This window comes from Mesorhizobium sp. ESP7-2 (assembly GCF_020164715.1).
Taxonomy (GTDB): Bacteria; Pseudomonadota; Alphaproteobacteria; order Rhizobiales; family Rhizobiaceae; genus Mesorhizobium.
Genome location: NZ_JAIUGQ010000045.1, coordinates 1 through 20,099, shown reverse-complemented (window position 1 = coordinate 20,099; position 20,099 = coordinate 1). Strand labels below are relative to the sequence as shown.

The window sequence follows — 20,099 nt, the reverse complement described above, 5'->3', positions numbered from 1 at the left end:
AGAGTCGCGGCATCACGAGATCAGCGGTGCGTCAGCGCTTCCAGCGCGTCTGCCGCGGCTTCGAGGATGCTCATCGCCTCGGCCTGCTTTTCGGCCGGGGCATCGACGATGTCACCGAGTGCGGCGCGCAGCCGGTGGCGGATGGCACGGAATTCGTCGCGCGTTTCCGAGCGCTCGCCACGGCCACCCCGGCCGCCGCGACGATCCTCGCCATCGTCGTTCCAGCCGAACCATTCGCGCGCCTTGGCCATCTTGCGGCCGAAGCGTTCGAGATGCTCGAGCACGCCGTCGATCATCTCGCGGTTCTCGGCCAGATGCGCCTGCCCGGCCTCGGTGATCGAGAACACCTTCTTGTTGCCTTCGCTCGACGAGACAGCGTAGCCGGCCTCTTCCAGGAAGGTCAGCGTCGGGTAGACGACGCCCGGGCTCGGGCTGTAGATGCCACTAGTACGCTCTTCCAGCGCCTTGATGATGTCGTAGCCGTGGCGCGGCGCCTCCGCCAGCAGCGACAGCGTGATCAGCTTGAGGTCACCATCGGCGAGCATCCGTCCGGCGCGGAACATGTCGCCTGGGCCGCGCCCGCCGCCCCTCCCCCCGAAAGGACCGAAGCCGCCGCCTCCTCTGCCACCAAATTTGCCGCCGAACTTGCCGGCCATGTGCATGAACATGCGCTCGCCGAAATGATGGTGGTCGGAATGATTGTGCATTGATCGCTCCTAAAGTTCTATCTTACGATATATCTTAATTAGGCGCGCGGGTCGATCGAGTCAAGATATATCTTACGATGTATCTGAGAGTGGCGCCAGTGGAGGACGCTATCGACCCCTCACGCCCTTGCGCGCGTTGCGGTATTCGCGGACCACGAGATCCGTCAGTTCCTGGACGGAGGTCTCGGAGGTGGGCTTGTCGAAGACGATGATCCCACCCTCGATGAGATTGATCCTGTCGCAGACGTCGAAGATCTGGGCGTAGTTGTGCGCTATGATCATGATGCCCACATCGCCCCCCTCCTTCAGCTGCTGGATCAGATCGAGGATCAGTGCCGATTCCTTTGCGCCCATCGCCGCTGTCGGCTCGTCGAGCAGCAGGATCCTGGCTTTCTGGTAGACCGAGCGGGCGACGGCGATCGCCTGGCGTTGGCCGCCCGACAGCCGGGACACCTCGGCATCCACCGAAGGGATGTTGACACCCATGCGCTCCAGTTGCGCCAGCGCCGCGCGGCGCATGGCCTTGTCGTCAAGGATTCCAAGCGGGCCGCCGAACACGGCCTCGCGCTGCAGGAACATGTTGCGGTAGACATTCAGCTCATTGATCAGGGCCAGGTCCTGGTACACCGCCTCCACGCCGAGGCTGCGTGCATGCGCGACCGAACTCAGCGTTACGGGCACGCCGTCGAGATAGAGCTGTCCACTCGTGGGCTTGAGGAAACCGGTAAGGATCTTCATCAGCGTGGACTTGCCGGCGCCATTGTCGCCGAGCAATCCCAGCACCTCGCCGCGTTTCAGCCGCAGATTGACGTCGCGCAGCGCCGTGACCTGGCCGAAACGCTTTGCGATGTGCTCGGCCCGCATCAATTCGCCCGAAACCGCCTCTTGTTCCATTATCCGCCTCCCTGGTCGCGCAGCCGGCTGAGATGGATATTCACCGTCATTGTCGCCAGGATAGCCGCGCCCAGGATCATGTCGAAGGTGAAGGCGCTGACGCCCAGCAAGGTGAAGCCGTCCTTCAGAATGGCCAGCGCGAGCGCGCCGAGGAAGGCGCCGACCGTGGTGCCGAGTCCACCGGTCAGCAATGTGCCGCCGATGACGGCTGAAGCGATCGCCGCGAACATGATCTCGCTGCCGCCGGCCAGCGGGTCGATCGAGCCGATACGGAAGGCATCGAGCATCCCGGCAAAGCCGCCGAGCATGCTGCACAGGATGAAATTGCCGGTCTTGATGCGCCGGACCTTGATGCCGACCTCGGCGGCGCCAGTCGGGTTGCCGCCGGTGGCGACGGTGTGCAGGCCCCAGCGCGTCTTCATCAGCACGAATTGCAGGCCGATCGCGATCGCCAGCGCCCAGGCCAATTCCGCCCAGGGGTTGCCGCCGAAAATCCGGGTGAAGAGCTCGCCCGCCAGCGGCTGCACCGGAAAGCCGCCGGAAATGGTCAAGGTGAAACCGTTGATCAAGAACAGCATGCCGAGGGTCGTGACAAAGGAAGGCAGGCGCAACAGCGTGGTGAGGAAACCGTTGATCGCGCCCACCAATGCCGCCGCCGCGAGCCCCGCGACCACCGCGAGCCATGGCGGTGCGCCGCCAGCCATGGCGAAGTACATGACGAAGGGTGCCAGCGCATAGACCATGCCCACAGACAGGTCCAGTTCCCCGCACACCAGCACCATCACCTCGCCAGCGGCGATGATGGCGGTGGTGGCGGTGAACTGGACGAGGTTTTCGAGGTTGGCCGGCGACAGAAAGGCCGCGCTGGAATACTGAAAATAGATCACCAGCAGCAGGCCGGCGATGACGATGCTGGCTTCGCGGTACCGAAAGACAGCCGTCGCGGCCAGGTTCCAGGCGCTGCGGGGCGGTGCGGCGTCGGCTCCCTTCACGGCGTCGTCGGGGAGCCGGCCTTCGCCGGCCGGAGAATGCCGGGCATCGTCGGCCATGGGCTCGCCCTCAACCGCCGATGGCGCCCGAGCGCTCGATCAGCATCTGCTTGCTCGCATTGCCCTCGTAGCGGCTTTGCGTCTTCAGATAGGGCTGGACGCTGTCCTTGGTGACGAATTTGAGGCCTGTGTTTATGTCGGCCGGGCCCGTAAGCCCGCCCGACATCTGGAACAGGAACATCTCCATCACCGCGTAGAAGCCCTGCAGATAGGGCTGCTGGTCGATGGTGAAGTCGAGATGGTCCTTGGCGATGGCGTCCAGCGTCGCGGGCAGGAGATCGAAGCCACCGGCCCTGACGCCATTGGCGTGCAGACCGTATTTCTCCATGGTCTTGCCGACCGCCATGGTGCTGCCGGCATCGACGGCGAATATACCCTTCACGTCCTTGTGGCCGACATAATAGGCATCGACGCGCGACACCTCCTCGTTGACCGTCGGTCCGGTGGCGATCTGGGTGAAAGTGATCTTCTTGCCTGAAGCCTTGATCGCGTCGGCGGCGCCATCGAGACGCGGCTGGATGTTGAGCTGGCCGGGCGTGGCGATGAAACCCACCACCTCGCCCTCGTCGACCAGGCTTACGATACGCTCTCCAAGCGCCTTGCCGGCAAGGTACAGATCCTGGCCGACATAGGCGAGCCGGGCATTGCCCTTGGCATCGGCGTTGTATGCGAAGACAGGAATCCCGGCCGCGAGCGCCTTGCTCACCGGCTCGTTGAAAGCGTGCTCGTCGACGAGGCAGACGGCAATGCCGTCGACCCCCGCGGCGATGGCCGTGTTCATGGCGTTGACCATCTCGGAGGCGATGGATTGCTGTGAGCCCGTCCACTGATAGGAGCAGCCGAGCAGCGCGCAGGCATCCGCGATCCCGTATTGGGTGGGCACGAAGAATGGGTTCGTGGTGACATGGTTGACGAAGACGAACTTCCACGGTTTGTGTTGGGGAAAGTCGCCCTGCGTAGCGTCTGCCGCCGCGGAGGCCGGCAAGGCGGCCAGCGCCGCCAGCGAGGCCGCGCCACCCGCGCCCAGCGCGATTTGCAGCAGGGTGCGTCGCGTGGCCGCGAAGCCCTGCCCACGATTGGTGTATTCATGATCAGCGATCATGGTCGATCTCCCTAAGTTCCGATTTTCTTTTTTTATGCATCCTTCTTGCCGGACGGCCGGCAAAGCCATGGACGGGGGCCACGAGGCCCTTGCATGCAGAACTAGGGTCCGGCGCAAGGTCCGCTAGATGGATACGCCGCGATGACTTTTTTTTGAACGCTGAGAGTTCCGGGTCAACGAATGTCCGGCCGGCGAGACCGCTACCAGCGGCCCTTGCGCCGATTCCAGCCGTAGAGCAGATCGGCGAAGCGATCATAGGCATGGCGGGTCCGCGGCAGCATGAGCCGATTGCCGAACAGGCTCGCCAGCCAGCCCTCGCCCGGCGTTAACAGCCAGACCGCGATCGCCACGTCCGCGCCGACCACCAGCCTACCCTTGGCATCGATGGCATGCAGCCGGCGGCGGATGTCCTCCAGCGAGACGCCATGCGACGACAGCGCATGCGGCTCCAGGTTGATGTCGCGAAATTCGACCCGTCCGGCCTTCACGGCCTCGACCAGCCGCCGCTTCTGTCTGCCGATACCGGCATCGCAGACCGGGCAGCGCGTGTTGTACCAGACGGTCAGCAAAGGCGTGGTTCCGCTACCAGTCACTTGCCGCGCATCGCCGCCTTCGGCCCGACGCACTTGTTGTCGCGAAACAGCGCCCACTCCTCGCACAGGCGACCGTTGGGCAGGCGGCAAAAGCCGTATTCGTTGCCGGCCTTGTCCTTCCTGACCACGAAGCGGCCGCCGACCGCACCGCAATGGAGCGATGCGGGATTTGCCATGCCGACCGGTTTTTGCGCGGCGGCGCCGGCGTCGATCGGCATCAAGGACAACAAAGCGAGGCTGGCAGCCAATATCGAGACTTTCTTCATGCGATCTCTCCTCGGCCGCATGTCTACCACGGCGAGGCGTCCTGTCCCGAGGCAACTGTCAGATTTGTCGGAACGCGCGCCGGGTCGAGTGCCGTTGAGGCGGCACCTGACCGGGCTGTCCGCGAAAACATCATCATCCAAGCGAGGTGATGATCTCGCGATAGGCGAATTCGGGGAAGGCCTTCATCGTCCGCGTCCTGATGTTGCCGGCCGCCGCCAGCATCAGCGAGAAACGCGCCAGGACCGCGTCGTCGGGCGCCTCGACCACCGCCACCATGTCGTACTCGCCCATGGTCAGGTAGAACGCCTTGAACGATCCGCCCATTTCGCCCAGCTGCTTCCTGGCGGCATCGAGCCGCTTCGGTGAATCGCGCACGTTTCTGGCGCCCTGCTCCGTCCAGTTCATCAGCACGATGTAGCTTGTCATGGCACACCTCCCTCCGGGGCCACGGAGCACGGCACTCAGGCCGTATCGACACGGCCTCGACCGGGGCGGGCTTCCGGGATTGTCGCCCGAAAAATGCATCCGACGTCCGATTATCCTCCCGCTGCCCACGTCCCGCAAGCACTACCGCGCCGGCACCCATTGCAGAGTGAGCGCGGCCAGTTGAAGCCGGTTTAAAAACCCGCTTGATTGCGGCAATCTCCGTCGTGGCGTGAGCCCGGCAAAACGTCCGTGACCGACCCAGCCGCAGGAGAGCTTCATGCGCGAGACGACAGACCTGCCGCCGGAACAGATCGAAACTCCCGCCGCCTGGACCGGCGAGTACATGGCGAAGCATCCTGAAAGGTGGCTGGTCGAACTGGGCCCGCAGGATGTCGTGGAACTGGAAGTCGCCGCGACCGGCTTTCTTGCTGGCTCGCACGATATCAGCGGCCTTACCAAGGCGGATTTCCCTTTGCCTCGTCTGGCCGGCCGTCTTGCGGCCCTTCGCGAAAAACTGATTGCAGGCATTGGATTCGAGGTGCTGCGCGGTCTCCCGGTCGAAAGCTATTCCGCCGAGATGGCGGCAACGATCTTCTGCGGAGTTGGCGCCCATCTGGGTAGCACGCGGTCCCAGAATGCCCAGGGCCATATTCTCGGCCATGTCCGCGACATCGGCGCCGACGCCAGGGACGTCACGACGCGCATTTACCAGACGTCGGAACGCCAGACATTTCACACCGACTCCGCCGACGTCGTCGGTCTGCTCTGCCTGCGCGATGCCATGCAAGGCGGCGAGTCCCTGCTGGTCAGCACGGTGACGATCTACAACGAGATGCGCAAAAGACGTCCCGATCTGGTTCCCCTGCTGTTTGATCCGATTGCCACCGACCGGCGCGGCGAGATCCCGGAAGGCGAAAAGCCCTATTTCGAAATCCCCGTACTCAACTGGCATGCCGGACTGCTGACCGGCATCTATCAGCGCCAGTACATCGACAGCGCGCAACGCTTTCCCGATGCCATGCGGCTCACCGCCGCCCATGTCGAAGCGCTGGATCTCTTCGACAGCCTCGCCAATGACCCGAAGCTAAACCTGTCGATGCGGCTTCGACCGGGCGACATGCAGTTCGTCTACAATCATTCGCTGCTTCACGATCGCATGGGCTTTCGCGATTGGCCGGATCCCGACAGGCGGCGCCATATGCTGCGCCTGTGGCTGTCGGTCCCCGGCGACCGTCCGCTGCCCGAGAGCTTCAGGCAGCGTTATGGCTCGATCGAGATCGGCGACCGGGGCGGAATCATCGTCAAGGGCGCACGGCTGAACGTGCCGTTGCCCTGACGCCTGAAACAAAAAGGGCGCCAACCGGCGCCCTTAACTCGTCGTGATAGATAGAAATGAACTCAGCTATCCAGGAAGCTGCGCAGCTTGCGGCTCCGGCTCGGGTGCTTGAGCTTGCGCAGCGCCTTGGCTTCGATCTGGCGGATACGCTCGCGGGTGACCGAGAACTGCTGGCCGACTTCTTCCAGCGTGTGGTCGGTGTTCATGCCGATGCCGAAGCGCATGCGTAGCACACGCTCCTCGCGCGGAGTGAGTGAAGCCAACACGCGCGTGGTGGTCTCGCGCAGATTGGCCTGGATCGCCGCATCGATCGGCAGGATCGCCATCTTGTCCTCGATGAAATCACCGAGATGCGAGTCCTCCTCGTCGCCGACCGGCGTTTCGAGCGAGATCGGCTCCTTGGCGATCTTCAACACCTTGCGCACTTTTTCGAGCGGCATTGCGAGCTTTTCGGCCAGTTCCTCCGGCGTCGGCTCGCGGCCGATCTCGTGCAGCATCTGGCGCGAGGTGCGCACGATCTTGTTGATCGTCTCGATCATGTGCACCGGGATGCGGATGGTGCGCGCCTGGTCGGCGATCGAACGCGTGATCGCCTGCCGGATCCACCATGTCGCGTAGGTCGAGAACTTGTAACCACGGCGGTATTCGAATTTGTCGACCGCCTTCATCAGGCCAATATTGCCTTCCTGGATCAAGTCGAGGAACTGCAGGCCGCGATTGGTGTACTTCTTGGCGATCGAGATGACGAGCCGCAGATTGGCCTCGACCATTTCCTTCTTGGCGATCGCTGCTTCGCGCTCGCCCTTCTGCACCTGATTGACGATCTTGCGGAATTCCAGGATCGAGATCGCCGTTTCGGTGGCTAGGTGCTGGATCTCGGCGCGCAGGTCCTTGATCGCATCCTTCTCGTTCTTGGTGAATTCCTTCCAACCGCGCGAGGTCAGATTGGCGATCGAGCGCGTCCAGTTCGGATCGAGCTCGGACCCCTGATATTCCTTCAGGAACTCCTCGCGGCGCACGCCATAGCTTTCGGCGAGGCGCAGAAGCTTGCCCTCGTTCTGCACCAGGCGCTTGTTGATGTCGTAGAGCTGCTCGACCAGCGCCTCGATGCGCGCCGTGTTGAGCGACAGCGACTTCACCGCCTTGATCAGCTGGTCCTTCAGCTCCTTCAGCCGGCGGTCCTGACTGGGCGATAGCGTGCCGGCGGCGGCCAGACGGTTCTCGACCTGCTGGTCCTGCAGCTTGCGCAGCTTCTTGTAGGTGTCGGCGATGACGTCGAGCGTCTCCATCACCTGCGGGCGGAGTTCCGCTTCCATCGCCGCCAGCGACAGGCTCGCCTCGTCCTCGTCTTCCTCGTCGTCATCCCCGATGCCGCGCGTGTCGGCGCCGACATTGGTGATGTCGTCTTCATCGTCGCGTCCGCGACGCGGCTTTTCCTCGGCCTTGGGCGCCTCCTCGACGCGCTCGACCACCGGCGCCTGCTTGGCCTCGGGCCCGGCATAGGTGGCTTCGAGATCGATGATCTCGCGCAGCAGGATCTTGGATTCGTTGAGCTCGTCGCGCCAGATGATGATGGCCTGGAAGGTCAGCGGGCTTTCGCACAGCCCCGCGATCATCGTTTCGCGACCGGCCTCGATGCGCTTGGCGATCGCGATTTCGCCCTCGCGCGACAGAAGCTCGACCGAGCCCATTTCGCGCAGATACATGCGCACGGGGTCGTCGGTGCGGTCGGTCGGCTCTTTCTTGGTGGTGGTGGCGGCGACCGCGGTGCCGGTCTGCTCGGCCAGCTCGTTGGCGTCCTCCTCGGCGTCGGCGGCCGTGTCGCCGGCCTCGGCCTCTTCGCCCTGTTCGTCATCCTCGACGACGTTGATGCCCATGTCGGACAGCATCGCCATCGTGTCCTCGATCTGCTCGGAGGTCACTTCCTCGGAAGGCAGCACCGAATTCAGCTCGTCCATGGTGACATAGCCGCGCTTCTTGGCGGCCTTGATCATCTTCTTGACAGCATCATCGGAAAGGTCGAGCAAGGGCCCATCGGTGGCGCCTTCGCGTTCGGTCTCGACCTCTTCCTTTTCCTTTGTCGCCATAGTCTTTATCTTCTCCTAGCGGCCGGCCATCGGGCCGCGTCAGCTTTCGGACCAGTCAAATCGGATACGCCCGTTTTTCTAAACGCGCTTCACCCGGCCCATGAGCTGCATCCACTCTTTTTGTTTGGTGCATGCCGTCGCCCCAAAACCGGGTTCCACTCTTGGGCGGCATGCATTAAGTCCAGATTAACCCTGATATCTGTGGCAGGCGGGCTGCCTGTCCAGTGACCAGTACCTCACATCGCTTGTTTCCCGTCGACGCGGGTGCGGGTTAACGTTTCGAATCGTCCTGATTCCGCCATTCTGTCCGAAGGTCAAGCGGCTCTGGCATGATTCGCATGAAAAAAGCGAATCAATTACCCGACTTAGCGCGCCCCGCCCCAAAAGGAGGCATGGCAACGCCTTCATTCCGCACTCAGCTGCACTTAGGCTCGTCCAGCCCTGCCCGACGAAACGCCGAACCCTTCGATCAGCGCTTCCGTTGCTTGTACATCCTGAAATTGCGCCTGAATTTCGATCAGATGGCGGAAGTTTTCATCCGAAGGATCAGCTTCGAGCGCCGCTTCCGCCTGTTTCAGCTCCTTATGTAAGGTCCGCGCGCTGCGCTGCAAGTGCAACGCCTGGTTCAGAGCGTCGCGGGCATCCTCGAGCGCCGCCGTCTCCAGTGCCGGCCATTGCCGCGCCCGCCTGATCAGGCCGACGGCGCGCTCCCAGATCTCGGCGCAGCCGGCGCGCTCGACCGTCGCCACCACGGCGTTGCGGTCATTGGCCATATCATGCGCCATCGCGTCGAGGATGGCGGCATGCAGACGGGTCAGATCGGAATTGGCGAGATCGAGGAATTCGACATGGGCGAAGTTCTCGTCGATCAGCGCGGGATGGTTGATCAATGCGACGATGATCGTTGCCTCGCGCACCGACATTCCCTCGCCGCGCTTGACCAGCGCCGACTGGCCGAGGCTTTCGGTGATCGCGATGCGGCCGCCACCAGGCTTGGCGAATTGCCCGCCCGGCGCAGGCTTGCCCTGGCCGCGCTCGCCGGGCCGGCCGTTATCCTGACGACCTTGCCGCGCATTGCGCTGGGAGCCGAAGAAGCTCAGCACCCGCTCGCGCATTTCCTGCTGGTAGTGGTAGCGCGTGCTTTCGTCGCGGATGCGGCTGCTGAGTTCCCGCAGCGTCTGTCCCAATTCCGCCCGCCGCTCCGGCGTGTCGAAGACGCCGCCCGCTGTCTCGCGCATCCACAACAGGTCGACCAGCGGCCGCGCATCGGCCAGCACGGCACGGAAGGCGTCTGGCCCCTCGGCCTTGACCAGATCGTCGGGATCCTTGCCTTCCGGCAGCAGCGCAAAGCGCGCCGAGCGCCCGGCCTGCACTGACGGCAGCGCCATGTCGGCTGCCCGCCATGCCGCCTTCAGCCCGGCCTTGTCGCCGTCGAAGCACAGCATCGGCTCCGGCGCCATGCGCCATAGCAGTTCGAGCTGGTTTTCGGTGAGCGCGGTGCCGAGCGGCGCCACGACATTCTCGAAGCCGGCCTGCGCCAGCGCGATCACATCCATGTAGCCTTCGACCGCGATGACCGTCCCGCCCTTGGCCAAGGCTTTTCGGGCGCGGGCGAAATTATAGAGCACATTGCCCTTGTGGAAGAGCTCGGTGTCTGGCGAATTCATGTATTTGGCGAGCGCGTCGGGCGCCAGTGCGCGGCCGCCAAAGGCGATAATCTTGCCGCGCGAATCCGGGATCGGGAACATGATGCGGTCGCGGAACCAGTCGTAGGAGACGGGAATGTCGTCGCCATGGCGCACCAGCCCGCAGGCCTCGATATCGGCCTTCGGCACACCCTTGGCGGCCAGATGCTCCTTCAGCGCATTGCGGCTGTCGGGCGCGAAGCCGAGCCGGAACGACTGCTGCGTCGCCGGTGTCAGCCCACGGTCGCGCAGGTAGGCGCGGGCCTTGGCGCCTTCAGGTCCTTGCAGGCGCTCCTGGAAGAAGGCCGTCGCCATCTCCATGACGTCGGTCAGGCTGGCGCGTTCCTTCTCGCGCCGCTCCTCCTGCTCGTCGCGGACGGGCATCGGCACGCCGGCCATGTCGGCGATCTTCTCGACCGCCTCGGGAAAACTCAGTCCTTCGAGTTCGGTCAGGAACTTGAAATGGTCACCCGAGACCGAGCAGCCGAAACAGTGATAGCGGCCCTTCTTGTCCTCGCAGTGGAAGGACGGGCTCTTCTCGCCATGGAACGGACAGCACGCCCAATAGTCGCCGCGCGACGGGTTGGTCTTCTTGCGATCCCACGCCACGCGCTGGCCGATAACAGAGGAAATCGGCACGCGGTCGCGTATCTCGTCGAGGAAGGCGGGCGGAAAGCGCATCGGGGAACTCGTTTCGCCACCATATAATCATGCCCGCGATTTCAGACGACCCCTAATGCGGACGATGCCCGGTTTCCACAGGGCAACGCGACCCTCCGGTGCCGCCGATCAGGCGCCGTCGTCGACCAAACTCTCGATGGGCAATTCGAGAGCGCGGGCAATCCGCAGCCAAAGCGTGACGTCCCCACCGCGCTTTCCGTTCTCGATACCCGAAAGATAGTTCTGGGTCACGCCCACGGAGGCAGCGAGAACGGCCTGGGTCTGCTTGCGGTATCTGCGCCAAAAAGCGAGTGGAGAGACCGCGCCGACAAGTGCTCGTGCTTCATCGGGCGTAAGGCCGGGAATCTGCCCGGCACGAAACCCGCCAAGCGCCTGCGCATGCTCCAGCGATTCACGAAGGGCTTCCAGTTCGCTGCGAGGCAGGATGGCCAGTTCCTCGCCGCCTGGCGTCGTGACATAGGCGATGTTGTTCATCCCGGCATTCCTTCAGTCATATACCGATCCACGCGGTCCGATCTTGGTCACGATGATCTCTTGATCCGTCTCTTCGAAGATCACGCGATAGTCGCCGACCCTCAGGCGCAGGGCCGAAGATCCCTGCAAGGCCTTGACGCTGTTTGCAAGCGTACTCGCGTCCCTGGCATAGGTTTCGATCTTCGATAAAATCCTCTCGGCATCGACCCGATGCTTTCGCAATGCTTTTGCCGCCAAAGGCAGAAGTACGACCCGCTTCACCGTTTAAATATCGCATATTGTGATATTTCCGGCAAGGCGGGTCGGCATGAGACTGGGCAGGGCGAACCAAAGAAGGCGACTCTCGCGAGGCCGCCTCGCATCGAAAGGCCGGCGAGATGCCGGCTTTCGCCAACGATTACTGCGCGGCAAGCGCGCCGAAGATGACGCCGGAGACGATGCCGACCAGCACATAGTCATTGCCGACGCGGATCCATTCCTGGCCGCGGCCGGGACGGTGCAGGCCATAGCGGCCATAGTCGCGGATCGGCTGGTGCTGCCTCCAGCCGGAATATTTCTGGCCATTGCGCCAGTGATTGCGCTTCACGACGACCTTCTTCTTCACCACGCGCTTCTCGACATGCCTGCCGGGCTTCTGCCAATCGACTTTCGTGTAGTTCGACTGCGGCGCCACCAGCGCGTTCATCGGCGCTGCCTGGCCGGTGAGCGAGGTGGCGGCCAGCATCGAGAAAGCGAGAGCGGAAAGGACAATGCGTTTCATCGGAAGTCTCCTTGGTTGTCGATGCCAGAGGAATAACGGCCAGGGGATGAACCGAAACTGAACGCCACCATTACAATTGTGTAATAAATTCCGCCGCTTATTCCAAAGATTTGAACATCGTCGCAAAGACCGGCGCCAACAGTGCCGCAGATCCCGCCGATCCACCGCTCCAGCCCGTGCAACCATTTGCGGGTCCGTCCATTTTCCGACACCGGCCGTCGCCTCGCGGCGGCCCTTGAAATCGACAAATTTTTATTATCCGGCTAAAATGTTCCGGGCTATATTCCAGGGCTGTCATGACCATGATTCTTACCCTCGCCTTCGCCACCGGCCGCCATGCTGCCCGCGGCGCGCGCCACGCCCGCATCCAGGCGCCGCGATGAGCGGCTCGGTCGTCCTTCTGCATCTGGCCGGCGCCGTGGCGCTGATGCTGTTTGCCACGCGCATGGTCAAGACCGGCGTCGAGCGCGCCTATGGCGACGTGCTGCGCCATCGTCTGCGCGCCACCATGCGCAACCCGATCATGGCGGTGCTGGCCGGCACCGGCCTTGCGATCGCGCTGCAAAGCTCGACCGCGGTCACCTTGCTGGTCGGCTCCTTCGCCGGTTCCGGCATCGTCTCGGGCGCCGCCGGCCAGTTGGCCGTGCGTGGCGCCGAGATCGGCTCGGCTCTGGTGGTCAAGCTGCTGACCTTCGATCTCACGTTGCTGGTGCCGCTCTGCCTGATATCAGGCACGGTGATGTTCATGGCCACCGAGCGGCGCGACTGGCGACAGACCGGCCGCATCCTGGTCGGCATCGGCCTCCTGATCTCGTCACTGGAAATGATCGGGCAGGCGTCCGAGCCGCTGCGCAACAGCCAGCTGCTGCCGGTCATCCTCAATTATTTCTCCAGCGATTCCATCACCGCCTATCTGCTGGCGGCAATGATCACCTGGCTGTTCCAGTCGAGCATCGCGGCGGTGCTGTTGATGGCGACGCTGGCCGGCCGCGGCCTGATCAGTCCCGAACTCGGCCTCGTCCTCATCCTCGGGGTCAATCTCGGTTCGTCGCTGATCGCGCCGATGCTGACACGCTCGGCGAGTCCCGAAGTGCGTGTCGTGCCGGTCGGCAACCTCCTGATGCGCGGACTGGGCTCGCTGGTCATACTGATCCTGTTCATGATCTTCCGGCCGCATGTCGCCTTGCTCGGCACGACGGCGGCCGATCAGATCGTCAACGCTCATATTCTGTTCAACGTGATCATCCTGCTTGCCGGCCTGCCGCTGGCCGGGTTGGTCTACCGAGCCTCCGAGAGAATCGTGGCGCTCGGCGCCAAGCCGGCGCCGGCCGCGACGCTCGACGTCGTCGAACTGTCGGCGCTCAACGAAGGCGCGCTCGATGTGCCGAGCCAGGCTCTGGCCAACGCCACGCGCGAAGTGGTGCGGGTCTGCGAGACGGTCGAGATCATGCTCAAGCGCATCATCGAACTCTACGAGGACGCCGACTCGGACAAGATCAAGGCGCTGGCGGCCCTCGACGACCGTGTCGACCGCAGGCACGCGGCCATAAAGCTCTACCTCGCCAAGGTCACCAGGAACCCGATGACCCAAGACGAGGCGTTGCGATGCCAGGAACTGATCGGCGCCTGCGTCAAGCTCGAGCAGGTCGGCGACATCGTCGTGCGCAACATGCTGGTGCATGTGAAGAAGAAATTCGCCCGCGGGCTGGAATTCACCGACGAAGGCTGGAGCGAACTGTGCGCCTTCCATGGCTCGGTGCTGGCCAATGCCCGGCTCGCCTTCAACGTGCTGGTCTCGCGCGATGCCGAGACCGCCCGCCAGCTGGTGCTGGAGAAGGACCAGTTGCGCGACCGCGAGAAGGAAACCAGCGCCAGCCATTTCCAGCGCCTGCGCGAAGGCACCGCCAAAAGCATCGAAACCAGCTCGATCCACCTCGACACCATCCGCGACCTGAAGCAGATCAACTCGCTGCTGGCGTCGATGGCCTACCCCGTGCTCGAAGAGCGCGGCCTGCTCACGGGATCGAGGCTGAAGGCGAGCTGAGGCGGCAAGGATTTGCCGCATCGACATCAACTTGGGAACACGATTCCGGTATTCCGGCTTCAACGGCAAAATTAGTCTTTGCTCATCCTCACGTCCGTCGGCTAAGCATCTAATGCCACCCGGAGGAAATCGATGGACACCCATTCGCGCAGTTTCGCCAAGGCGCTTTCCTGGCGTGTGACCGGCACTATCGATACGATGATCATCTCGCTGGTGGTGACCGGAAGCATCAAGCTGGCGGCAGCCATCGGCATGACCGAAGTCGTCACCAAGTCGCTGCTCTATTATTTTCATGAGCGGGCGTGGCTGAAGATTCCTTACGGACGTAAGTCCGCGACCTGACGGGACCGGTGACCAACGGACCTGGTCAAGAAAAGCTAAAGCGACGTCGACAATTTCTGGATTGCCTGCCACGGCTATCCATGGTTTGAGCCCTGTATTTCGAGGGTTTCTTTTTCATGTCGCTGCCGCTCGTCGCCCTGTTCATCGCCGCCTTCGCTTTCGGCACCACCGAATTCGTCATCGCCGGCGTGCTGCCGCAGGTGGCGCAAGGGCTTAGCGTCTCGGTTCCCTCCGCCGGCTACCTTGTCTCCGGCTATGCCTGCGGCATCGCCATCGGCGGGCCGCTGCTGGCGCTCGCCACCAAGTCCTTGCCGCGCAAGATCTTGCTGCTCGGACTCGCCGTCGCTTTCACCATCGGCCAGGCGGCCTGCGCGCTGGCGCCCGATTTCACTTCCATGCTGTTGCTGCGCATTGCCGTGGCTGTCGCGCATGGCGCCTATTTCGGCGTCGCCATGGTGGTCGCGGTCGGCCTGGTGCGCGAGGACCAGCGCGGCATGGCGGTCGCCGTCATCCTGTCGGGCCTCACCGTCTCCAACGTCATCGGCGTGCCGGCCGGCACTGCCATAGGCAACATCTGGGGCTGGCGCGCGACCTTCTGGGTGATGGGCGCACTGGGCGTGGCGGCAACTCTGGCCATGGCGGCCCTGTTGCCGCGCACCACCGGATATCAGGCCAAGGCGGCGAGCCTTGCCAGCGAAGTCCGCGTGCTGGCGCGCCAGCAGGTCTGGACCTCGCTGATCCTGATGCTGATGCTGATGCTCGGCCAGTTCTGCCTGTTCACCTACATCACCCCGACGCTGCTGGAAGTGACAGGGCTCGACGAAAATCTGGTGCCCTGGGTGCTGCTGCTCAACGGCGTCGGCGCCACGCTTGGCGTCTTTCTCGGCGGCAAACTGTCGGACTGGAAACTGATGCCGTCGCTGATCACCATGCTCGCCCTGCAGGCGGTAACGCTGGCCATCATCTATGCCGTCAGCCCCTACCCCGTGCCGATGGTTATTGCGGTCATCGTCTGGGGCGGCCTCAACTTCGCCATCGGCACCCCGATCCAGACCCGCATCCTGTCCTGGACGGCCGACGCCTCCGGTCTCGCCGCCTCGCTTATCCCGTCCGGCTTCAATATCGGCATCGCATTGGCCGCGTCGCTGGGCGCCGCCATGCTCAATGCCGGCTACGGCTATCGCAGCCTGCCGGTTGTTGGCGCCTTCGCGATGGCGGTTGCCGTCATCGTGGCTGTCATCTCCCATCTCTGGGAACGGCGCAGCGACATCAGCCCGCCGGTACCGGCGGCCGCCGAATAACATGGCAGGGACTGTCGCTGATTTCGGGCTGACCTGCGGCACCTTGCCCGCGGGCACGCACAACGCGATCACCGATGTGCCCGGCGTGAGCGTCGGTCACTGCACGCTGCGCGACGGCGACATCAACACCGGCGTGACCGCGATCCTGCCGCATGGCGGAAACCTTTTCCGCAAGAAGGTGATGGCGGCAAGCCATGTCATCAACGGCTTCGGCAAGACCGTCGGGCTGATGCAGGTGCGGGAACTCGGCACCATCGAGACGCCTATCCTTTTGACCAACACGCTCTCAGTCGGCACCTGCGCCACGGCGCTGATCCGTGACGCCATCCGCCAGAACCCCGGTATCGGCCGCACCACCGGAACCGTCAATCCGGTGGTCGGTGAGTGCAATGACGGTCCGCTGAACGACATCCAGGCCCTGGCGATATCGGAGGAGCATGCGGTTGCCGCGCTGGCTGAAGCCCATGAAGGCGCGGTCGAACAGGGCAATGTCGGCGCCGGAACGGGAATGAGCTGCTTCGGCTTCAAGGGCGGCATCGGCTCCGCGTCCAGGACGATCGCGCTTGGCGGCGGACATCATCTTGGCGTCCTCGTCCTGTCGAATTTCGGCAGGCCCGGCGACCTCGTCCTGCCCGATGGGCGCCGGCCCGACCCCAGGCGGCAGGCCGAGGCCGAACGCGGTTCGATCATGATCGTTCTGGCGACGGACGTGCCGCTTGAACACCGGCAGCTCGAGCGCGTGGCGCGCCGCGCGGGCGCCGGCATCGCCAGGCTTGGCTCCTTCTGGTGCAATGGCAGCGGCGACATCGCCATCGCCTTCAGCACCGGCAATCCTATCGATCACGATGAAACCCGCGACCTGGTGCCGCTGCTCGCGCTCAACGAAGCACGCATCGACATTCTTTTCAGGGCGGCGGCGGAAGCGACGCAGGAGGCGGTGCTGAACTCCATGCTGTCCGCCGAGGCTTTCACCGGCAGGTCCGGCGCGCATCGCGCATCGCTCGCCGACTGGCTGCGCGACCAGGCAAAAAGGCGATAGGGCTACAGCTCAATCCGGAACCGCAGGCTTTCCACCCCGCCATAGGCGGCGTCCTCGAAGAAGCGCTCGACGAGTTTGCCGCCATTGGCCAGGATCACCTTGTGCGAGGCCGGATTGCCCGGCTTGGCGGTAATCTCGACATAGGGCAAGCCCACCGCCCTCGCCTCGTCCAGCATCAGCCGCAAGGCCTGCGTGGCATAGCCGCGCCGCCGCTTCCATGGCACCACCGCGTAGCCGATATGGCCAAGCACGTGCGGCGGCAGTTCCGCCGTGCCCTTTTGCCAGCGGAAGCCGATCGAGCCCGACGCTTCGCCGTCCCAGATCCAGCGACGGAAGCCCGGCAGGCGTGGTACTTGTGTGCCGTCTGGCAAGGTGATGGGCGCGCCCTTGGCCTCGGGATCATCGAGGTCGGCGAGGAACGCCGTGGGATTTTCTTCTATGGCCGCGAGCTGTTCGCGCGTCGCCTCCAGGAGCCGCACATTGTCCGGCGACCACCCGCGTTCGAGCGCCGCCTTGTAGGACGGCAGATGTTCAAGCGCCGGTTTGACGATTTCGATCATGATCCGCGCTCCTTGCCACCACGGCGGCATAACCGAGGCAAGCATCCGCCTCAAGGGCTCGCCGCCTGGACGGTTGCGCTTCGGCCCGGGCTTCTCGCGCAGACTTGCCGGCGCGCTAAACAAGATGTGTTTCGCCTGATGGCGCGTAGCGTTTTATGATCGTCCTCGGGTGATTCCGCGGGGATCACAAACGGCTTCGACAGGAGAATGGGTCTGGTGCGGTTGAGATCTGTCCCCTTGGGTGTCGTTGCGCTCCTCGGCCTCCTCGTCATCGTCATGGCCTTGATGGCATCGGCCCGGTCCTTTGCCGCGCCATCGGCCATTCCGGCCTGGCTTGAGGCCCATGTCGGCAATGGCGATGGCCAGATCTCACAAGTGGTGCTGGAGCGGGCGCGCGCGCTTTACCTGAAGAAGGTGGCGCAGGGCGCCGTCCGGAACCCCTGCTACTTCGCCATGGACGCCACCCGTCCCGGCGATTTGGGCAATGGCGTGCTCGGGCGCCGCTATTATGTCGTGTGCGAAGCCAGCCAGTCGTTCAGTGCGATTTCGTCGGGTCACGGCGGCGGCCGGAACCTGAAAGGCACCGTGGACTTTTCGAATGGCAGGCGCTGCGCCAAGAACTTCGGCAATGCCATGGATTCGGAACTGACCGCCGGCGGTGCCTACATGACCCAGGAAGCGAAAACCTCGTTCAAGGGCTTTTATCGCACCGGCGCGAAACAGGACGTGGCTTTCCAGCGCACCTTCATCCAGTTCGACGGTGAAGGCGAAGCCGCCAACGCAAGGCAGCGCGTGATCGGCGGCCATGCGGCGCAAGTGCTGCGCACCATGTGCATGCGCAAGACCCCGAACAGCGCCTATGCCGACCACGATGGCATGGTGCCGTTCGGCAAGCTGGTGGACTATGCCGGCGGCCGCAGCAATGGCTGCACCAGCTGGTCCCCAGCCGATGCCAAGCAGCTCATCTCGATGGTGAAAGACAACCCGACGACCCTCTACATCTATCCGGAATCGCGCGACATCGCCGCCGTTGCGAGCGGCCATGCCGCTTCAGGCACCTACTGGAACGCATCCTGCCTCAAGGAAATCGGGACGCCGAAATTCTGGCCGCGAAAAACCCTCGAGCCTGTCATCGCCCAGTACAAGAAGGATCATCCGGCACCACCCGCGCAGCCACTGCCGATCTGCAAGGAGCCGTGAGACCCACCCTGGCGGGCGCCGAGCTTGATCCCCACCTGGATGAACGCCGCGACTGATCCCTCGGCTGACCTCAGCGTGTGAACATCGCCGTGCCGGCTGGCATGGCGACACCGCAGCGGAGATCGGCAGCGTGCCGCAGTCCGCAGCCCTCGGCCATGCGCCGCGACACCTGGTTCGAGGGTGCGACCATCTCGTAGACGTACCGCGCTCCAAGTTCGCTGAAGGCGCAATCGACGAGCAGCGCGTTGATGAGACGGCCAAGCCCCTTGCCTCGCCATGGCTCGGCGACGGCAACCAGGCCCAGCCAGGCGTGGTCGCAAAAAAGGCTGTGCGTGTTGTGCGGGAAATAAGTGTGCCCTGTCGCGGCGATGCGGCCGCGGTCATCGCCAAGCACGATTGTCATCGCGCGCGGCGGCCGGTCCGCCAGCATCGTTCCAGGAAATGGTGCGAGGCCGTGCGCGGCAAGGAACTGCTGGACCGAGCGGGTGTCGGCGCTTTTCGCATTTGTCAGCGGCAATCGCATCGCGATGCCGCTCGGCATTCCCCGCGCGATGATGGCTTGCGCCTGCCCGCCGGCATCGTGCGGCTCGCCCGTGAGAATGTCCCAGGTGTCGATCCGGCATCCCATCGCCTCGAGCCTGGGGAAGCAGCGGACCGCCTGCTGCGGCGAAATCATCCGCAACCCGAGCAGGCCATCGCGGCCGAGCATCGTCTCCAGCGCGCTCCATGGCAGCCTGTCGGGATCATCGACCCCCATGAAGCGTCCGGCGTTGTAGATGCCGGGCGTCGCGGCGATCCAATGGCGCTTCTCGTGCGTGCGCCGTTGCAGCGCCTGCTGATGATCTGTTCCGAAGTAACCGGCCATGTCGGGCTCGCCCAGGGGTGCCTATCCGGGTGGTACGATAGGTCGTGCCGAGCGCCCCGTCAGGAAACGAAGCTGAAATTTTCCTGAATTCGCAGGTCTTGCGCGGTGGGTGGAAATGAGCTTGCCTTCCATGTCTTCACGGCAGGGGGCGCAGGCTTGGCAACCGACCAGCTATCGATCGATCTGGACTGCAACGAGCTTGTCGACCGCTCCGGTCGGCAAGTTGTCCTGCGCCGCCGCTCGCTCGGCCTGTTGATTCACCTCGCCAGGAATGCCGGTCATGTCGTCTCCAAGCAGGAATTGGCAGACGCGAACTGGCCCGGCCTCGCCGTGACCGACGATTCGCTGGCGCGCTGTGTGTCCGACATCCGTTCCGCCCTCGGGCCGGAACTGCGTCGAACGCTGCGGACCGTTTCCGGTCGCGGCTATATGCTGTGCGGATGGATCGGCGATGCTGGCGGCAGGTGCCTCCTTGCACCCGCCGCCGACCATGGGCGGCCAACCGCCACGGATCAACGGCCATCCATCGCGGTGCTGCCCTTCGAGAACCTCGGCGACGACGAAGACGCCTACTTCGCGGACGGCATCGCCGAAGACATCATCGCGGCCCCAGGGCTGCGAATCCAGGTTAACGGGGAAGTTGACCGAGGATTGAGGCGAGGTAGTCGGGGCTCCATCCGGCCTTTT

Annotated in this window: 21 protein-coding genes; 7 read left to right on the top strand and 14 right to left on the bottom strand. The window is 63.8% G+C overall.

The genetic code is table 11. From position 1 onward, the window contains the following. Window positions 1-20: 20 nt before the first annotated feature. The 7 genes from LB543_RS29005 to LB543_RS28975 all read right to left on the bottom strand — a co-directional run bounded on the left by LB543_RS29005 (window position 21) and on the right by LB543_RS28975 (window position 5,038). Window positions 21-707, bottom strand: a complete 687-nt coding sequence (locus tag LB543_RS29005; RefSeq protein ID WP_140761210.1) for a PadR family transcriptional regulator — start codon at window positions 705-707, stop codon at window positions 21-23. Window positions 708-815: 108 nt separating this feature from the next. Beyond that, window positions 816-1,601, bottom strand: a complete 786-nt coding sequence (locus LB543_RS29000) for an ATP-binding cassette domain-containing protein (RefSeq protein WP_140810265.1) — start codon at window positions 1,599-1,601, stop codon at window positions 816-818. Beyond that, window positions 1,601-2,650 (bottom strand): ABC transporter permease, encoded by a 1,050-nt coding sequence (locus tag LB543_RS28995; RefSeq protein WP_224616594.1) that lies wholly within the window; start codon window positions 2,648-2,650, stop codon window positions 1,601-1,603. Before LB543_RS28995 ends, LB543_RS29000 begins: the two co-directional genes overlap by 1 nt. Window positions 2,651-2,660: 10 nt before the next feature. Then, the gene (locus LB543_RS28990) at window positions 2,661-3,752 is read right to left on the bottom strand and encodes a sugar ABC transporter substrate-binding protein (protein ID WP_140761201.1); all 1,092 of its coding nucleotides are present in this window, start codon (window positions 3,750-3,752) and stop codon (window positions 2,661-2,663) included. 200 nt (window positions 3,753-3,952) lie between these two features. Continuing rightward, complete coding sequence (locus LB543_RS28985) at window positions 3,953-4,321, bottom strand: thiol-disulfide oxidoreductase DCC family protein (RefSeq protein ID WP_224616593.1); 369 nt, start codon at window positions 4,319-4,321, stop codon at window positions 3,953-3,955. 20 nt (window positions 4,322-4,341) lie between these two features. Further along, a complete protein-coding gene (locus tag LB543_RS28980; protein WP_140761194.1) occupies window positions 4,342-4,611 on the bottom strand; it encodes a DUF333 domain-containing protein in 270 nt (89 codons plus the stop codon). Between the two features lie 133 nt (window positions 4,612-4,744). After that, complete coding sequence (locus LB543_RS28975; RefSeq protein WP_140761191.1) at window positions 4,745-5,038, bottom strand: GYD domain-containing protein; 294 nt, start codon at window positions 5,036-5,038, stop codon at window positions 4,745-4,747. Window positions 5,039-5,315: 277 nt separating this feature from the next. Here LB543_RS28975 and LB543_RS28970 point away from each other — a divergent pair, with 277 nt between their 5' ends. Continuing rightward, window positions 5,316-6,374 carry a TauD/TfdA family dioxygenase gene (locus LB543_RS28970; protein WP_224616592.1) on the top strand — a complete coding sequence of 353 codons (1,059 nt, stop codon included), beginning with the start codon at window positions 5,316-5,318 and terminating at the stop codon, window positions 6,372-6,374. Window positions 6,375-6,436: 62 nt separating this feature from the next. Here LB543_RS28970 and rpoD read toward each other — a convergent pair whose 3' ends face one another. The 5 genes from rpoD to LB543_RS28945 all read right to left on the bottom strand — a co-directional run bounded on the left by rpoD (window position 6,437) and on the right by LB543_RS28945 (window position 12,061). Continuing rightward, window positions 6,437-8,461 carry an RNA polymerase sigma factor RpoD gene (rpoD, locus tag LB543_RS28965; RefSeq protein ID WP_027145766.1) on the bottom strand — a complete coding sequence of 675 codons (2,025 nt, stop codon included), beginning with the start codon at window positions 8,459-8,461 and terminating at the stop codon, window positions 6,437-6,439. Window positions 8,462-8,886: 425 nt separating this feature from the next. Continuing rightward, the gene (gene dnaG, locus LB543_RS28960; protein WP_224616591.1) at window positions 8,887-10,827 is read right to left on the bottom strand and encodes a DNA primase; all 1,941 of its coding nucleotides are present in this window, start codon (window positions 10,825-10,827) and stop codon (window positions 8,887-8,889) included. Between the two features lie 108 nt (window positions 10,828-10,935). Further along, window positions 10,936-11,301 carry a helix-turn-helix transcriptional regulator gene (locus tag LB543_RS28955; RefSeq protein ID WP_224616590.1) on the bottom strand — a complete coding sequence of 122 codons (366 nt, stop codon included), beginning with the start codon at window positions 11,299-11,301 and terminating at the stop codon, window positions 10,936-10,938. Between the two features lie 12 nt (window positions 11,302-11,313). After that, the gene (locus tag LB543_RS28950; protein ID WP_224596190.1) at window positions 11,314-11,562 is read right to left on the bottom strand and encodes a type II toxin-antitoxin system RelE family toxin; all 249 of its coding nucleotides are present in this window, start codon (window positions 11,560-11,562) and stop codon (window positions 11,314-11,316) included. A gap of 136 nt (window positions 11,563-11,698) precedes the next feature. Further along, window positions 11,699-12,061 (bottom strand): RcnB family protein, encoded by a 363-nt coding sequence (locus tag LB543_RS28945; protein ID WP_224616589.1) that lies wholly within the window; start codon window positions 12,059-12,061, stop codon window positions 11,699-11,701. 379 nt (window positions 12,062-12,440) lie between these two features. Here LB543_RS28945 and LB543_RS28940 point away from each other — a divergent pair, with 379 nt between their 5' ends. From LB543_RS28940 to LB543_RS28925, 4 genes are all read left to right on the top strand, one after another. After that, entirely contained in the window at window positions 12,441-14,105 is a 1,665-nt protein-coding gene (locus LB543_RS28940; RefSeq protein WP_224616588.1) for a Na/Pi cotransporter family protein, read from the top strand. Between the two features lie 132 nt (window positions 14,106-14,237). Continuing rightward, entirely contained in the window at window positions 14,238-14,447 is a 210-nt protein-coding gene (locus LB543_RS28935) for a DUF2061 domain-containing protein (RefSeq protein ID WP_140761175.1), read from the top strand. Between the two features lie 116 nt (window positions 14,448-14,563). After that, entirely contained in the window at window positions 14,564-15,748 is a 1,185-nt protein-coding gene (locus LB543_RS28930) for an MFS transporter (RefSeq protein WP_224616587.1), read from the top strand. Window position 15,749: 1 nt separating this feature from the next. Beyond that, complete coding sequence (locus tag LB543_RS28925; RefSeq protein ID WP_224616586.1) at window positions 15,750-16,787, top strand: P1 family peptidase; 1,038 nt, start codon at window positions 15,750-15,752, stop codon at window positions 16,785-16,787. Between the two features lie 2 nt (window positions 16,788-16,789). Here LB543_RS28925 and LB543_RS28920 read toward each other — a convergent pair whose 3' ends face one another. Further along, window positions 16,790-17,347 (bottom strand): GNAT family N-acetyltransferase, encoded by a 558-nt coding sequence (locus LB543_RS28920; RefSeq protein WP_224616585.1) that lies wholly within the window; start codon window positions 17,345-17,347, stop codon window positions 16,790-16,792. Window positions 17,348-17,563: 216 nt separating this feature from the next. On the opposite strand from LB543_RS28920, the gene LB543_RS28915 reads away from it, so the two are divergent. Further along, the gene (locus LB543_RS28915; protein ID WP_224596196.1) at window positions 17,564-18,547 is read left to right on the top strand and encodes a murein L,D-transpeptidase catalytic domain family protein; all 984 of its coding nucleotides are present in this window, start codon (window positions 17,564-17,566) and stop codon (window positions 18,545-18,547) included. 70 nt (window positions 18,548-18,617) lie between these two features. On the opposite strand, the gene LB543_RS28910 is transcribed toward LB543_RS28915, so the two are convergent. Next, a complete protein-coding gene (locus tag LB543_RS28910) occupies window positions 18,618-19,412 on the bottom strand; it encodes a GNAT family N-acetyltransferase (RefSeq protein ID WP_224616584.1) in 795 nt (264 codons plus the stop codon). A 156-nt stretch (window positions 19,413-19,568) separates the two neighbouring features. Between LB543_RS28910 and LB543_RS28905 the strand changes: the two genes are divergently transcribed. Next, a partial coding sequence (locus LB543_RS28905; RefSeq protein ID WP_224616583.1) for a winged helix-turn-helix domain-containing protein occupies window positions 19,569-20,099 on the top strand: 531 nt, incomplete at its 3' end.

Bases quoted from the DNA above. Each gene is read 5' to 3' on its own strand.
- LB543_RS29005 (WP_140761210.1), bottom strand. From the start codon at position 707: ATGCACAATCATTCCGACCACCATCATTTCGGCGAGCGCATGTTCATG.
- LB543_RS29000 (WP_140810265.1), bottom strand. From the start codon at position 1,601: ATGGAACAAGAGGCGGTTTCGGGCGAATTGATGCGGGCCGAGCACATC.
- LB543_RS28995 (WP_224616594.1), bottom strand. From the start codon at position 2,650: ATGGCCGACGATGCCCGGCATTCTCCGGCCGGCGAAGGCCGGCTCCCC.
- LB543_RS28990 (WP_140761201.1), bottom strand. From the start codon at position 3,752: ATGATCGCTGATCATGAATACACCAATCGTGGGCAGGGCTTCGCGGCC.
- LB543_RS28980 (WP_140761194.1), bottom strand. From the start codon at position 4,611: ATGAAGAAAGTCTCGATATTGGCTGCCAGCCTCGCTTTGTTGTCCTTG.
- LB543_RS28975 (WP_140761191.1), bottom strand. From the start codon at position 5,038: ATGACAAGCTACATCGTGCTGATGAACTGGACGGAGCAGGGCGCCAGA.
- LB543_RS28970 (WP_224616592.1), top strand. From the start codon at position 5,316: ATGCGCGAGACGACAGACCTGCCGCCGGAACAGATCGAAACTCCCGCC.
- rpoD (WP_027145766.1), bottom strand. From the start codon at position 8,461: ATGGCGACAAAGGAAAAGGAAGAGGTCGAGACCGAACGCGAAGGCGCC.
- dnaG (WP_224616591.1), bottom strand. From the start codon at position 10,827: ATGCGCTTTCCGCCCGCCTTCCTCGACGAGATACGCGACCGCGTGCCG.
- LB543_RS28955 (WP_224616590.1), bottom strand. From the start codon at position 11,301: ATGAACAACATCGCCTATGTCACGACGCCAGGCGGCGAGGAACTGGCC.
- LB543_RS28945 (WP_224616589.1), bottom strand. From the start codon at position 12,061: ATGAAACGCATTGTCCTTTCCGCTCTCGCTTTCTCGATGCTGGCCGCC.
- LB543_RS28940 (WP_224616588.1), top strand. From the start codon at position 12,441: ATGAGCGGCTCGGTCGTCCTTCTGCATCTGGCCGGCGCCGTGGCGCTG.
- LB543_RS28935 (WP_140761175.1), top strand. From the start codon at position 14,238: ATGGACACCCATTCGCGCAGTTTCGCCAAGGCGCTTTCCTGGCGTGTG.
- LB543_RS28930 (WP_224616587.1), top strand. From the start codon at position 14,564: ATGTCGCTGCCGCTCGTCGCCCTGTTCATCGCCGCCTTCGCTTTCGGC.
- LB543_RS28925 (WP_224616586.1), top strand. From the start codon at position 15,750: ATGGCAGGGACTGTCGCTGATTTCGGGCTGACCTGCGGCACCTTGCCC.
- LB543_RS28920 (WP_224616585.1), bottom strand. From the start codon at position 17,347: ATGATCGAAATCGTCAAACCGGCGCTTGAACATCTGCCGTCCTACAAG.
- LB543_RS28910 (WP_224616584.1), bottom strand. From the start codon at position 19,412: ATGGCCGGTTACTTCGGAACAGATCATCAGCAGGCGCTGCAACGGCGC.